The organism is Agrobacterium vitis (assembly GCF_037039395.1).
Classification (GTDB): Bacteria; Pseudomonadota; Alphaproteobacteria; order Rhizobiales; family Rhizobiaceae; genus Allorhizobium; species Allorhizobium vitis_E.
In genome coordinates this window covers 1811869-1827572 of the sequence record NZ_CP146242.1, presented here as the reverse complement: position 1 = coordinate 1827572, position 15704 = coordinate 1811869, and the positions used below count along the sequence as shown (strand labels likewise).

The following is a 15704-nucleotide window of genomic DNA, read 5'->3' as shown; positions in this document are numbered from 1 at the left end:
GAAATCACTGGTAGTGCACAGTGACGATCATACCGCAGCAAAATGCCTTGGAGGAAAGTCGTGGTTGCAGCAAAACGGGTAAAACGGGACCAGCTCTTTGAGCTTGCCAGATCCACAGCCGGAGAAAACCAGCCCGGCCTCATCGATCCGGCCGCCCTTTTCGGACGCGCCAGCGATGACGATCTCCAGCATTACGACGCAGCCATGCTTCGGGCCGCAGCGCTTCGCGCCAGCCAGGACCTGCAGGAGTGGCAGGGCAAGGAAGCGCAGGTGCGCATTGCCCCCGTCGAAGGCATCGCCGCCGATGGCGCAAGCCTCAGCGTGCTATCCATCGTCGACCGCAACAAGCCGTTTCTCTACGATTCTGTCATGGGTGAGGTCACGAGCCAGTTTCGCGATATTCATCTCACCATCCATCCGATCCTGGTCCAGGCGGAGGGTCGCTGGGCACTCGCCGACACCCAGACTGAAGCCAGCGACCGGGTCAGCTATATCCAACTGCATCTGGCGCCCTTGAACGAGGATCAAGCCAGGGGCCTTGCGGAACGGCTACAATCCGTCGTTGCCCAGGTCGGCACCGTTGCCAATGACTGGCAGCCGATGATCTCGCTGCTCGACAGCGCCATGGCCGAATTGACCGAGCAGTCCAATGTCAAGCGCAAGACAGAGCGGGCCGAAGCCATCGCCTTTCTGGAATGGCTGCGCGACGATAATTTCACCTTCCTCGGCATGCGCGAATATCTCTATTCCGGCGAAGGCGCAAACGCCAAGCTGGAGCGCGACAAGGGCCGTGGACTGGGCATCCTCTCCGATCCCGATGTTCTGGTGCTGCGCCAGGGCCGCAATGCAGTGACGACCACACCGGAAATCCTGGCCTTCCTTCAGGGGCCGGATGACCTGATCGTCACCAAGGCCAATGTCAAATCCGTGGTGCATCGCCGCGCCTATATGGATTATATCGGCATCAAGCGCTTCGATGCGGCGGGCAAGGTTGTCGGTGAGTTGCGGGTCGTCGGCCTGTTCACAGCCACCGCCTATACCCATTCGGTCAATCACATTCCCCTGCTGCGCGCCAAGGTCGAAAAGGTCACCGGCCAGTTCAATTTCGACCCTTTGAGCCATTCGGGACGGATATTGCAGAACACGCTGGAATCCTATCCTCGCGACGACCTGTTCCAGATTGATACCGAAACGCTTTCGCGCTTCTGCGAGCAGATCATGGATCTGAGCGAGCGACCAAGGGTGCGGGTGCTGCAACGCATCGACCATTTCGACCGTTTCGTCTCACTGCTGGTTTTCGTGCCGCGTGAGGAATATAATTCGCTGGTGCGCGAAAAGATCGGCGCCTATTTCACCAAGGTCTATGATGGCCGCCTCTCGGCTTATTATCCGGCTTTCCCGGAAGGTGGCGTGGCGCGGGTGCATTTCATCATCGGTCGGTCGGAAGGCAAGACACCGCGCATCGCCCAGAACAAGCTGGAAGAAGCCGTCAAGGCCATTACCGCCCGATGGGATGACCGCTTCGCCAGCCTTGCGCCGCCGAAATCGCCGCAACTGGTCGTCAGCCGCGCCTTCGAGGATGCGTTTTCACCGGAAGAGACCGTCGCCGATCTCAGCCATATCCAGACCTGCCTGTCCGGCGCGAAAGCCTCCATCGCCTTCCACAATCGCCAGACAGCGGACGGCCAGACGCTGTATCTCAAGGTGTTCCACGCCGGTCATCATCTGCCGCTATCGCGGCGCGTGCCGCTGCTGGAAAATCTCGGCTTCAGCGTCGTCAGCGAACGAACCTTCGACATTACGGTCAAGGGAGCCGACCAAACCGCCAACAAGACCGGAGATCGGCTGGTCGTGTTGCATGATATGGAACTGGCGGTTCGCGCTGGCCAGGATTTCGACATTGCCCGGCATGGCGCCCGTGTGGAGGCCACGTTCCTCGCCGTCTTCAATGGCGTGGTCGACAACGACGCCTTCAACCGGCTGGTGTTGAGCACCGGGCTGAATGTCGGCGAAGTGGCTGTTCTGCGCGCCTATGCCGCCTATCTGCGCCAGGCGGGTCTGGTCTATTCCCTCACCTATATTGCCGAAACGCTGAACAAATATCCTGGCATCACCGCCGATCTCTTCACCCTGTTCCACCAGTCTTTCGATCCCAAGCTTTCTGAAAAATCGCGTCCGCGCAAACTGGCGGAACTGCGCGACGGTATTGAGACGGCGCTCGCCTCTGTACCGAGCCTGGATGAGGATCGCATCTTGCGGCGCTACCAGAACGCTGTTGATTCGACCCTTCGCACCAATTATTTCCAGAAAAGCCCCTCTTCCCAGAAAAACAGCAGCAGCAATGTCAAGCCGATGCTGGCTTTCAAATTCGATCCGCAGCAATTGGACGGCCTGCCGCAACCGCGTCCGTTCCGGGAAATGTTTGTCTATGGGGTCGAGGTCGAGGGCGTGCATCTGCGCTTCGGCAAGGTTGCCCGTGGCGGCCTGCGCTGGTCGGACCGCGCCCAGGATTACCGCACCGAAGTGCTTGGCCTCGTCAAGGCGCAGCAGGTCAAGAATGCGGTAATCGTACCTGTCGGTGCCAAGGGTGGCTTCTTTCCCCGGCAATTGCCAAGTCCCGCCAACCGTGAAGACTACCTGCGGGCGGGCCGTGAAGCCTATATGACCTATATCCGCACGCTGCTGTCGATCACCGACAATATCAGGGATGGCGCGGTCATCGCCCCTGCCGATACGGTGCGGCTGGATGGAGACGACCCCTATTTCGTCGTCGCCGCCGACAAAGGCACGGCAACCTTTTCCGATACGGCCAACGGTCTGGCCCGCGAGGCCGGGTTCTGGCTGGACGATGCCTTCGCGTCGGGCGGTTCCGCTGGCTATGACCACAAGAAAATGGGCATCACCGCCCGCGGCGCCTGGGAAGCCGCCAAGCGGCATTTCCGCGAAATGGGTGTCGATCTCCAGAAGACGCCCTTCACGGTCGCAGGCGTCGGTGACATGTCGGGCGACGTATTCGGCAATGGCATGCTGCTGTCACGCAAGATCCGGCTGATCGGCGCCTTCGACCACCGCGACATTTTCATCGACCCCGATCCGGACATGGAAAAATCCTTCCAGGAACGCAAGCGGATGTTCGGGCTCGCCCGCTCCAGCTGGCAGGATTACGACAAGGCACTGCTATCCAAGGGCGGGATGATCATTTCGCGGACAGAAAAATCCGTCACCTTGACCCCGCAAGCCGCCGAGGCAATTGGCCTAGCCAAGAAAGTGGCGACACCGTTCGAAATCATGACCGCGATCCTGAAGGCGCCGGTCGATCTGCTGTGGTTCGGTGGTATCGGCACCTATATCAAGGCGTTGTCGGAAACCGACGCCGAGGTTGGCGACCGTGCCAACGACCCAATCCGCATTACGGCGGATGAGGTCGGTGCCAAGGTGATCGGCGAAGGCGCCAATCTCGGAGTCACCCAGAAGGGCCGCATTGCCTTTTCGCTGAAGGGCGGACGGTGCAATTCCGATGCCATCGACAATTCGGCAGGCGTCAATTCCTCCGACGTCGAGGTCAATATCAAGATTGCCCTGTCAACGGCGGTATCAAGCGGTCGCCTCGATCTCCCGGCCCGCAACAAACTGCTTGCCTCGATGACCGAGGAAGTCGGAGAGCTGGTGCTGCGCAACAACTATCTCCAATCCCTGGCGATTTCGCTAGTGGCGCGTCAGGGCAGCGCCAATCGCGATGAACTCTCCCGGTTGATGACCGTATTAGAGGCTTCTGGCCGGCTGAACCGCAAGGTGGAAACCCTGCCGGATGATGCGGCACTGGCCGAACGCTATGCTGGCGGCCAATCGCTGACACGGCCGGAAATCGGTGTGCTTCTGTCCTACGCCAAGATCTCGCTGTTCGACGATCTGGTCGAAACCAGTCTGCCTGACGATCCCTATTGCGCCAGCATTCTCAGCAATTACTTCCCGAAGAAAATGCGCCGGCCTTATGCCGATGACATTGCCACCCATCGGCTGCATCGTGAAATCATTGCGACTGTGCTTGCCAACCACATCATCAACCGTGGCGGCCCCGGCTTCATGGCGTGGATGAGCGACGCGACCGGCGGTACGGCGGAGGATATTGCCAGAGCCGCCCTTCTGACCCGCGATGGGCTGGATCTGCGGGCCTATTGGGACCGGATCGACGCCCTGGATGGGGAAATTTCCGGCGAAGCACAGAACGATCTCTACCAGCGGGTCGCCACGGTCTACCGCGTCTTCACCAAACTGGCCATTGATACTCGATTGGCCGCCGGTGACCTGTCGGATGTGGTGCGCAAGTTGAAAAGCGCGATCAAATCCTTCAAGGGCTTCAGCCGCTCGGTCACGCCTGCCGATTTCTCAGCGCAGATCGGTGCCGAGGCCAGCGCCATGACCGCTGCGGGCGTGCCGGAGGATCTGGCCGAGGACCTCGCCGAATTGTGGAGCCTGACAGTAACCCCGGAGGTGATTTCCGTCGCACTTCGGGCCGATGCCAGCCTGCAAAAGGCAACGGAAGGCTATTACAAGGTCAGCGAAATCTTCCGGATCGGCAGGCTGCTGGCGTCGGTCGAAAAAATCCCGACCAGCGACCATTACGACAGCCTGGCCCGGCTGCGCAGCCTGGATCTGGTGCTGAAGGCGCGGCGCAATATCATCGTCCAGGCTCTAACCCAGCACGGGGACAGCCGCGATCCGGTTGCCGCCTGGCGCTCTGCGGATGCGTTGCGGATCAACAGATTGGGCAGCGAGTTGATCGCGCTCACGGAAGGCGATCCCAGCCTGTCGCGTCTCACCGTTGCCGCCAGCCTGCTGACGGACATCGCTCAAGGTGCTGCGTAATTGGCACATTACTTCATTGGGCTGGAAACCGGCCCCATTGAAGCTGTCATGAGATAATGCCAGTGTCGCCGCCGAGATCATCGGCGGCGACAGGCACGACAATGCAATCAGATGCACAGACAAGGCAGGCCAGCAGATCCGGCATATGGGGCTGGATGCTGTTCGACTGGGCCGCCCAGCCCTTCTTCACCGTGGTCACGACCTTTATTTTCGGTCCCTATTTCGTCTCCCGCTTCACCAGCGATCCGGTCAGCGCACAGGCTGCGTGGAGCAATGCCGCCACCGTCGCCTCCGTGGTGATCGCCCTGCTCTCTCCGGTTCTCGGTGCCATTGCCGACCGCAGCGGCTCACGCAAGCCCTGGATCGCCTTTTTTTCGGTGATCAAGATCACCTGTCTTCTGCTGCTGTGGGAAGCGGTTCCCGGCTCGCCGGTGATCTTTCCGCTCATCCTGTTCAGCCTTGCCTCGATCGCCGCCGAATTCTCCATCGTCTTCAACGATTCGATGATGCCACGCCTGGTGAGCGCCAAGGATGTCGGCCGGATTTCCAACATGGCCTGGGGGCTCGGCTATCTCGGCGGGATGATCGTGTTGATTGCCGTCGTGCTGTTCGTCGCCGCCAATCCCGACACGGGCAAGACCATTTTGGGCAGCACGCCGCTGTTTGGTCTAGACGCCGCAACGGGCGAGGACGCCCGCGTCACCGGGCCGGTCTCGGCGCTCTGGTATCTATTGTTCATCCTGCCAATGTTCTTCTTCACACCCGACCAGCAGAAGGGCGATCCGTTTGGCAAGGCCGTGAAAGCCGGGCTTTCCGACCTCAAGGCCACATTGCGCGAGGTGCGGCAGCGGGCAGGTATCCTGAGGTTTCTCATTGCCCGGATGATCTATCAGGACGGCGTCAACGGCCTGCTGATCCTCGGCGGGGTGTTTGCCGCTGGCATGTTCGGCTGGTCGACGATGGAAATCGGCATTTACGGGATCATTCTCAATGTCGTCGCCATTTTCGGCTGCGCCCTTGCAAGTCGGCTGGATGCGGCGCTCGGCTCGAAAACCATGGTGATCATCAGCCTGATCCTGCTTTTGACGGCCACCTTCGGCATCATTTCCACCGGTCCCGGCTTCACCGCCTTCGGCTTGATACCGCTTTCGCCTGATAGTACCGGCAGCCTGTTCGGCACGGCGGCGGAGAAAGTCTATATTCTCTACGGCATCCTGATCGGCCTTGCCTTCGGCCCGGTTCAAGCCTCGTCCCGCTCCTACCTAGCCCGCAGCATCGCTCCTGAGGAGGCAGGCCGTTATTTCGGTATCTATGCGCTGTCGGGCCGCGCCACCAGCTTCATGGCAACCCTGTCGTTTTCCCTGATCACCACCGCCACCGGTTCGTCGCGGGCGGGCATGGCGAGTTTGGTCATCTTTCTCGGTGTTGGGCTGGTCCTGCTGCTGGCAACGCCTTATCCTGCCGATAGGAAGAGCTGACGAGATGGAGGATAGAGAATATGGAGCATTTACCTGAAATTGGACTTGCTTTCGGGGCCTTTGCGCTCGGAATGTTCAGTCCCGGCCCCAATATTTTATCGGTCATCGGCACCTCAATGGCCGTAAATCGTAAAGCAGGCATTGCCTTAGCACTCGGCATTTCAGCCGGATCTCTGCTGTGGGCGTCTATGACAGCGATTGGACTGACGGCGCTGATCACCGCTTATGCATCTGTGCTGACGGTCATCAAGATCGCTGGCGGTTTGTATCTTCTTTGGCTCGCGTTCAAGGCTTTTCGCTCGGCAGCGTCCGCAAAACCAAACATAGACCTCTCCGTCCTAACCGCAGGGAACCTGTATGTATTCTTTTTGCGCGGCTTGGCTATTCAGTTGACCAACCCTAAAGCTGCCCTGACGTGGATTGCAATCATGTCGCTTGGTCTTGCGGATTCCGCACCCACGTCCACAGCACTCATCATTGTGATTGGAACCACGATTTTATCGGTTGTCGGGCATACTGCATATGCTGTCGCCTTCTCCACCAAGCGCGTTGTGGCATTATACGACAGAGCGCGTCGTTGGATTGACACAGCTTTGGGCGTCTTTTTCACCGTGGCAGGAATAAAGCTCCTTACAAGCCGCCCATAATTTCTCTCGGCAGCTCGCATTTGCCGTCATTGAGAAGAAACATCAATACTTTGATCAGCGGCTGGGAGAAAACTCCCAGCCGCTTTTCGTGTCAGGTTAGCTGATCACTACAGGCTGATGGCGAAAGCTCCGTCCTTTTCAGTGACGGCCGCGCCGTTGGCAGTCACCTCGTAGCCGGAACCATCGGCCTTGCGGCTTGCGGTGATCGCCACGGCCTTGCCGCCAATGCTGACCTCTGCCTCATAGGAGGAGAGGCTGGAGGGCAAAGCGGGCTTCAGGCTGATGCCCTCACCCTGACGGTGGATTCCGAGGAAACCTTCCAGCGCGAAACGGTAGAGCCAGCCAGCCGAGCCGGTATACCAGGTCCAGCCGCCGCGTCCTTCATAGCCGGGGCCACCATAGACATCGGCTGCCACGACATAGGGCTCGACACGGTAACGATCGGCTTCATCCGTGGTCTCGGCATGATGAACCGGGTTCAGCATCGAGAATACTTTCCAGGCCTCGTCATTGCGGCCAAGCTTGGAAAGAGCCAGACCCGTCCAGATCGCCGCATGGGTATATTGACCGCCGTTTTCGCGCACGCCCGGCGGATAGGACTTGATATAGCCCGGGTCCAGACGGCTCTTTTCGAACGGCGGTGTGAAGAGACGAACGATACCCACTTCATCATCGATCAGGCGTCCGACCACGGAGTTCATGGCCTGCTGCTGACGCTCCGGCTCGGCAAAGCCAGACAGAACCGACCAGGACTGGGCAATGGCATCGATCCGGCATTCATCCGACTGATCGGAGCCCAACGGATCGCCATCGTCGAAATAGCCACGGCGGTAGTGATCGCCATCCCAGCCAGCTTTTTCCAGCGCTGCCTTCAGGCTCTTCAGGTATTTCGCCCAGGCCTTGACGCGGGCTGAATCCTTGCGCTCCTCGGCAAAGGGCGTGAACACCGTCAACGCATTGGCCAGGAACCAGCCGAGCCAGACGCTTTCGCCGCGCCCGGCAACGCCGACCCGGTTCATGCCGTCGTTCCAGTCGCCGCCAAGGATCAGCGGCAGACCGTTGGTGCCGGTGCGAGTGATGGCGAGATCGAGCGCCCGGGCCGCATGTTCATAGAGCGGTGCCTTTTCAGCGGAAATTTCCGGCTTGAAGAAGGCATCGTGACGACCAAGGGCCAGCGTCGGACCATCGAGGAAGCTGACGTCTGTATCCAGGATCGCCTTGTCGCCGGTGGCCGTGACATAGGAATGGACAGCATAGGCCAGCCAGACCACGTCATCTGAGATTGTGCTGCGAATACCAGCACCGTTCTGCGGCAACCACCAATGCTGCACGTCGCCTTCTTTAAACTGACGTGAAGCAGCATTGAGGATCTGGTCACGGGCGAGCTCTGGCCGGTAGAGCAGGAAGGCCAGGCTGTCCTGCAACTGGTCGCGGAAACCATAGGCTCCCGATGCCTGATAGAAACCGGCGCGTGCCTTGATGCGGCAAGCCAGCGTCTGATAGGGCAGCCAGTGATTGACCATATGGTCGAAGGCCTTGTCGCCAGTCTTCACCTTGATGTGGCCGGTGAAATCACCCCAGAAGGACTTGGCCTCGGAAAGCGCGCCTTCAAAGCCCTTGGCTTTGGCAGCCGCAATCACGCTTCGCGCCTGTTCGATGCTTTCGGCATCGCCCAACAGGAAGGTGACCGAGGCTTCTTCCCCCGGCTGCAAGGTGATGTCAAAGGCCAGTGCCGCGCAGGGATCGCCTTCCGGATCGATGGAGCCTGACAGCGGCGAGCCCTTGGCCACGGCCTGCGGCATCTTGATATCCCCATGCCGACCGATGAATTCACGGCGGCTGGAGGCAAAGCCCGTCGCCGTTTCCACGGCGGTCAGGAAGGCGAAGCGACCCGAATAGTCGATGCTATAGGGGTTGGTTGCCAGCAGCGCGCCGGTTTCCGCATCATGGGACGGCAGCACGAAGGCAGCCGTCTTCTGCGGGTTGTTGCCGAGAATCCATTCGACATAACCGTAGCTGCGCAGGCGACGAGCACTGTCACCGGTATTGCGGATCGTAAGCCGGGTAAAGCGGACAGGCTCGACCTGATCGACTGTGACGGTTAGTTCCACGGCGAGACCAGCAGCCTCGGTCGAGAACACCGAATAGCCAAGACCATGACGGGTTTCATACACCACGTCCTGACGGTTGCTGGCTGCCGAGATCGGGCTGACCACCTCGCCGCTGTCGAGATCGGCCACATAGAAGGCCTCGCCCGTGCGGTTGGTGACAGCATCGTTCGACCATGGCGTCAGCTGATAGTCGCGCGAATTGCGGCTCCAGGTGAAGCCCGAGCCTTCGGCTGCGATATGGAAGCCGAAATTGTCGTTGGAGATCACGTTGATCCACGGCTGCGGTGTCGATTGGCCGGGGCCAAGCCGCACCACATATTCGGCACCATCGGCAGCAAAGCCGCCATAGCCATTCCAGAACTCCAGATCGCTGCCATCAATGATTGGAGCAACAAGATCGGCACGGCCAGCCATGACCGGCACCGGCGGATACCAGTCGGCGTCAATGGCATCCACACCACGCGGCGCTGCAAACAGCTCGGCGGCATGGGTAACCTGATCGGTGATCTTGCCATTGCGGGCATGCAGGACGACGCGCGCTGCGGCAAGCACGGCATTCCAGCCGCTCTCGTCCATCAGGTCGCGGCGCACCGCAAACACATGCTGCTGGCCGCCTTCGGCCTGCTTGGTGCGCATGCCTTCAGCCAACTGTTCCAGGGCATGCTGCATATCCTGGGCATAGGATGCGGCCCGCTCGTTGAGGATCACGACATCGGTCACCACGCCGTGGCGTTGCAGATAATCCTGGGCGCTCAAAGCTTCGCGGACCACTTCGGTGTCCATCTCGTCATTGATGCGCACCGCGAAGATCGGATAATCGCCGGAGATCGAGTTTGGCCACAGTGCCGATTGCGAGGCAAGACCAGCGCGCACGGTTTCCGGATCGGCCCGCAGATGCATGTCGGGATAGACCAGGTAGCGACCAAGCTGCTGGAACGCTGCCGCCTGCTGCGAGGTGATGCCGATATGGCGCATCTCGACCTGGGTACGGGTCCAGGCATGCAGCATTTCATGGTTGAACGCATCGGGATGGCGATAGCGTTCGATGGCCACATCCACTTCCTGACGGCTCGGGGCGGCGATGGTCCAGTAGACCACGCTGACCTTCTTGCCAGCGGGAACGCGCAACACGCGGCGGAAGCTGGCGATTGGATCGAGAGTAAACCCGTCCGAACCCGACAGAGCCGCATTCGGATCGAAGGCCGCAGCCTCGGCCAGCGTGCGACCCCGACCGATGAATTTGTAGCGGTCGGTCTCAAATTCGGTATTGCGGCCCGGCCCCGACGTATCGGAGACCAGATGCGCCACGCAGATATCCGGATCGCTCGGCGAACGCTTGTTGCGCTCGATGCGGATCACGTCGCCCTTGCGGCCAAGTTCGGTTTTCACGAACATCCGCGAGAACACCGGATGCGCATTGTCATTGTCGTCGCTCGACAGAACCGGCTCCATATAGGAGGTCACTTCGATGAAGCGGTCCTCAGTGCCGGTGTTGAGCAGGGTGACACGACGGCCTTCGGCGTCATGCTCGGTGGCAACAACGCATTCGACAGTCGAGGTGATATCGCCGACGGACTTCGTAAATTCGGCCTTGTCATCGCTGAAGACGACGCGGGTCTTTTCTTCAGCCGTACGGCGCGGCGCAGCGGTGGTTGACCACCATTCGCCCGACGCCGTATCGCGCAGGAAGATGAAGGTGCCGTTGCGGTCTTCGGTCGGATCGGCCTTCCAGCGGGAAACGGACAGGCCGTTCCAGCGCGAGAAGCCGGAGCCGGTGGCCGTCAGCATCACTGAATAATGGCCGTTCGACAGCAGAACCAGTTCGCGGTCCTTGGAGAGCGGATCGGTAATGGTGCGGATTTCCGGACGCAGCAGGTCGGCCTGGCCCTTGCCGGGGGTCTGCGGCTCGTATTTGGCGCTCATCACAGGAATTTCGCGCGGTGCCTTTTCCTGCAACAGCAGTTCTGCCGCCTCAATCACCGGATCGGCGTGGAAGAGCTCGCGCAACAAGCCGTTGAAGGTGACGTTGGCAATCGCCGCAATCGACATGCCATGGTGGTGGGCATAGTAATTGTAGACCACCGCGCAGGTCTTGCCCTTCGGCACGCGGGTCGGAGTGAAATCGACAGCGTCATGGAAACCATAGGCGCCAAGCGCGCCAAGCGCCCGGAGCTTTTTCAGGTTTTCAGCCGCCGCCTTCGGATCGTACTGGCTGGCGAGAATCGACGCATAAGGCGCGATGACCGCGTTCTGGCCAAGGCCACGCTTCAGGCCGAGGGTGGGCACGCCGAAATTGGTATATTGATAGGCCAGCGCATGGTCGCGGGCATTAAAGGCCGCTTCCGAAATACCCCAGGGGATATTGAGGCGCTTGCCGTGGTTCATCTGTTCCTTGACGATCAGGTTGTTCGTCTGGTTCAGAATACCCCCCTGCCGTTCCTGCATGACCAGCGGCGGCATCAGGTATTCGAACATCGAACCGGACCAGGAGACCAGCGCCGCACGCGAGCCAATCGGCACAACCTGACGGCCCAGCTTGTACCAATGCTCGGTGGGCAGATCGCCCTTGGCAATGGCAAACAGCGAGGTCAGACGGGCTTCAGAGGCCAGAAGGTCGTAGCAGGCCTCATCGAGTTCCATGGTTTCGACGCGGTAACCGATGGAGAGCAGACGCCGTTCCTTGCGGAACAGGAAGGCGAAATCCATCGAGAACGCGAGGTCACGGCTGCGGTCGCGCAGGCTGGCCAAACGCTGGCGCAGTGGCTCGATGTTGGAGAGGTCGAAGGCGCTATCGGCGATATGGGATTCGCAGACCGCCACCAGCGCCTCACTCCAACGCAGCAGGTCCGTGCTCTTGTCGGAGCGCAGCTCGTGGTGAAGATTGGCCGCCAGCTTCTGGATGTCGCGCGCCAGAACGGCGAGGTTGATCACCCGGATCGAGGCGAATTCATGCTCGCGCTTGACCGAGGCCAGCGCATTGTTGAAGCCGATGATCCGCTCGTAGAGACGGGTGCGCAACGGGCGCACGGTCTTGCGGTCGTCGGGCAGTTCCTTCAATGCTTCCATCAGGATGCCGCCGACATCGCCGATCCCGTCCAGGCTGCCCTGGAGATGGGCGGACGGGGCTTCGGCCCAATGACGGCAGGCGGACGAAATCGCAATCAGATGACCGGCAAGATTGCCGCTATCCACCGCCGAAATATAGCGGTTGCCGAGCGATTTCAGCGTATCGGTATGATACCAGTTGTAAAGATGGCCCCGGAACTTGTCCATCTTCTCGACGGTGCCGATGGTCTGTTCCAGCTTTTCGATGGTCTGCTCGAAACCAAGCCAGCCAAAGTGACGGGCCGAAACAATCGACAGAAGATAGACGCCGATATTGGTCGGCGAGGTGCGCCGCGCCACCACCGGCTCCGGCGTCTCCTGGAAATTGTCCGGCGGCAGGAAGTGTTCGCCGGCATTGGCGAAAGTCTCATAGTAGCGCCAGGTGCGGCGCGCGATGCGGCGCAGCTCGATGACGGTTTCTTCCGGCACCAGCAGCCGATCTTCCGTTTCGGCAGACTGGCTGACATACCAGGCGACCAGCGGCGACAGCACCCACATCAGCGTGAAGGGCAGGCCGATCAGCGCGCCGTAACCGGCTTCATAGGCCGATAGGCCGAAAGCGATGAGGGCCAGCGTCGGCGCATAGCGCATCGTGCGGTAATAGGTGGGAATGCTGCCTTGCGCCACGGACTGGATACTGGCGGCGGTGCGCCATTCCAGCAACAGCTTGCGGCTGACCAGGAGGCGATACATCGAGCGCACGATGGCATCGGCCATCATGCAGGCCATGTCGGCGATGAACACGATACGCAGTGCCACCTGCGCATTGGCGCCGCGCAAATCAGCCCAGAGCGACTGGAAATGCGCGCTTGGCACGATATCCGTCTGGCGTGGCACCAGTGCGTTGATCAGCGAGATTGTCGGCGCAACGAACAGCGAGAAAATCAGAAGCAATTGCCAGATCAGCGTGTCGATCGGGCTCATGGCGAACCAGCCGATCACAGACGCGGCGAACCAGGCAATCGGGGTCAGTGAGCGGCGCAGGTTGTCGACCATTTTCCAGCGGCCAAGCGAGGTAATGCCACGCTTCGGATCGAGGATATAAGGCAGCAATTGCCAGTCGCCGCGCGCCCAGCGATGCTGGCGGGAAATTTCCACTTCGTAACGGGTCGGGAAATCCTCGACCAGCTCGACATCGGTCACCAGCGCGCAGCGGGCAAACGAGCCTTCCAGCAGGTCATGGCTGAGGACGGTATTTTCGTCGATCTGGCCTTTGATGGCCCGCTCGAATGCGTCGACATGGTAAAGGCCCTTGCCGGTGAAGCTGCCTTCGCCGGTAATGTCCTGATAAACGTCAGATACGGTAAAGACGTAAGGATCGAGACCGCGATTGATCGAAAACACCCGCTGGAACACCGAGGCGTCCTTGCCGGTGGTGAGCGACGGGGTGACGCGCGGCTGGAGAATGCCGTAACCGCTGACCACACGACCGGTTTTCGGGTCATGCACGGGCCGATTGATCGGATGATACATCTTGCCGACCATCTTGGTCACGGCATCGCGCATCAGCCGGGTGTCGGCGTCCAGCGTCATCACATATTGCACGCCATCCGGCACCGTGTTCGCGCCCGGCAGGTAGGACGTGTCCTTGTCGCCGCGCAACAGCAGGTTCAACTCGTGCAGCTTACCCCGCTTGCGTTCCCAACCCATCCAGCAATCTTCCTGGGGGTTGAACAGCCGACGGCGATGCAGGAAATAGAAGCGGGTCTTGCCGTCTTCGTTGTAGCGGGCGTTCAGCGCAGCCATTTCCCGCTTGGCATATTCCAGCACTTCGAGATCGGCTTCGGTCTCTTCGACCTTGGCATCCGGCCAGTCGCTGAGCAGCGAGAAATACACTTCGCCACGCGGATTGGTGAGGTAATGGACTTCCAGATTGCGGACCAGTTCATCGACATGGTCGCGCTTGGAGATCATGCAGGGAACGGCAACCAGCGTGCGGGCATCGTCCGGAATGCCTTCCTTGAACTCATAGCCGACCAGGCGAGCCGGCTTCAGCACAAAGGTGGCCAGCGTATTGAACAGGCCTGTAGCGCCTTCCGACGCCGGCAGGGCAAACAGCACCACAAGAAGCGTGATCAGCGGCACCGACAGGCCAGCATAAGACAGGTACCAGGCGACAAGTGCCAGAGCCAATGCCGTCAGCGCCAGGACGGGCAGGGCGATGGCAAGCCAATGCAACCGCTTGAAGCTGCGGGTGATGGCTATATGCGCAGGCACGCGGTAACCGACCGCACGCTCCAGCGCCTCCTTCTGCGCGCCCACCAACACGCTGCCGACATTGGACGGCGCATCGGAGAGATCACCGGTCGAGGCGGCGGCCTTCGACAGATCGATGGCGATCTGGGCTATTTCCAGCTCGCTCTTGTCGGAGCGGCGCGCCAGCTTCTCGATGGTGTTGCGGTAGCTGTTGCGCGAGCCGAAATCCAGCGCTTCGTAGTCGCTGTGGCTGCGCAGGATCTTGTCAACATGGCTGACCTCTTCGACCCAAACCGACCATTCAGTATCGTCGATGGTGCGCAAGCCCTTGATGATGCTGCCCATGCTGACATTGCCGGACGAAAGCCGGTTATGCTCGGCGGCCATCGCCTCTTCGGTGGTGCGGCCATTGGCCTCCAACCGCTTCTCCAGCCAGCTGACGGCAACGGCGGATGTCTGCGAACCGTTGCGCAGGCGGTACAGAAACTGCGTCGCAAATGTATTGTCGTCGGCAAGCGATTCCAGCTGCTTCAAATATTCGCGGCAGGCGGCCTCGTCATTCAGCCGGACGATTTCGTCGGCGGCCTCATTGGCCTTGCGCCGCATCTGCCGGGATTTTTCCACCCGGGTCGAAATGCGCCGCAGGTTTTCCACCAGCACGAAGCGCACCATGGAAGGCAGGGCCCACAATTCGCCAATTTCAAGCGAATGCTCGGACTGATAGCCTTCCGCCAGCGCCGTCATGCTTTCACGCGTCACTGTGGAATGGGTATGAGCCACATAGAGCCAGGCCAGCGCCATGACGCGGGGAATGATCCGGTCGCCCACCTTGACGGTCGGCAATTGCCGATAGAATTTCTTGGGAAAGTCGCGGCGGACTTCCTGAATCGCTTCTTCGATAATGTAGTGATTGTCCAGCAGCCATTCGGCAGCGGGCGTAATCGTCGCTCCCGCCTCAACATCGGCGGCGGTGGTGCGATAGACGCGCAGGATTTCCCGCTCGTTTTCCTTATGCCGCGCGAAGAAATCGAAATCGAAGAAACCCGGCAGCGTGCTCATCACCGAAGTGGCGAGAGCCCTGGATTTTTCCTGCAACTCATCGATTGTCAGATAGGTGGCCCGGATCGAATCATTATGATCGATATTGCGGGTTTCTGTATCGCGTGGCGCTGTGGACGGCGTCATAGATGGGGACATGTTTTCGAATCTGTTACCAGCAAGAGTGAAATCTGCCGCATAGGGTGGATGCAGCACTTACATATGCGCAACGGGGCCTAGGGAAAGGCCCGCGGTTGCGGGAA

General features: G+C 60.1%; 4 protein-coding genes. 3 read left to right on the top strand and 1 reads right to left on the bottom strand.

What is annotated here, in order from left to right; genetic code table 11:
- Positions 1-60: 60 nt before the first annotated feature.
- The 3 genes from V6582_RS11130 to V6582_RS11120 all read left to right on the top strand — a co-directional run bounded on the left by V6582_RS11130 (position 61) and on the right by V6582_RS11120 (position 6991).
- The gene (locus tag V6582_RS11130) at positions 61-4866 is read left to right on the top strand and encodes an NAD-glutamate dehydrogenase (RefSeq protein ID WP_337739216.1); all 4806 of its coding nucleotides are present in this window, start codon (positions 61-63) and stop codon (positions 4864-4866) included.
- A 101-nt stretch (positions 4867-4967) separates the two neighbouring features.
- Positions 4968-6344, top strand: coding sequence for an MFS transporter (locus V6582_RS11125; RefSeq protein ID WP_156631415.1), 1377 nt, complete (start codon positions 4968-4970; stop codon positions 6342-6344).
- Positions 6345-6364: 20 nt separating this feature from the next.
- Positions 6365-6991 carry a LysE family translocator gene (locus V6582_RS11120; protein WP_156631416.1) on the top strand — a complete coding sequence of 209 codons (627 nt, stop codon included), beginning with the start codon at positions 6365-6367 and terminating at the stop codon, positions 6989-6991.
- A 107-nt stretch (positions 6992-7098) separates the two neighbouring features.
- Here the strand turns inward: V6582_RS11120 and V6582_RS11115 are convergent, their stop codons facing one another.
- Positions 7099-15600, bottom strand: a complete 8502-nt coding sequence (locus V6582_RS11115; protein WP_156631417.1) for a GH36-type glycosyl hydrolase domain-containing protein — start codon at positions 15598-15600, stop codon at positions 7099-7101.
- Positions 15601-15704 lie beyond the last annotated feature (104 nt).

Coding starts and splice junctions, on each gene's coding strand:
- V6582_RS11115 (WP_156631417.1), bottom strand. CDS start 15,600: ATGTCCCCATCTATGACGCCGTCCACAGCGCCACGCGATACAGAAACC.
- V6582_RS11120 (WP_156631416.1), top strand. CDS start 6,365: ATGGAGCATTTACCTGAAATTGGACTTGCTTTCGGGGCCTTTGCGCTC.
- V6582_RS11125 (WP_156631415.1), top strand. CDS start 4,968: ATGCAATCAGATGCACAGACAAGGCAGGCCAGCAGATCCGGCATATGG.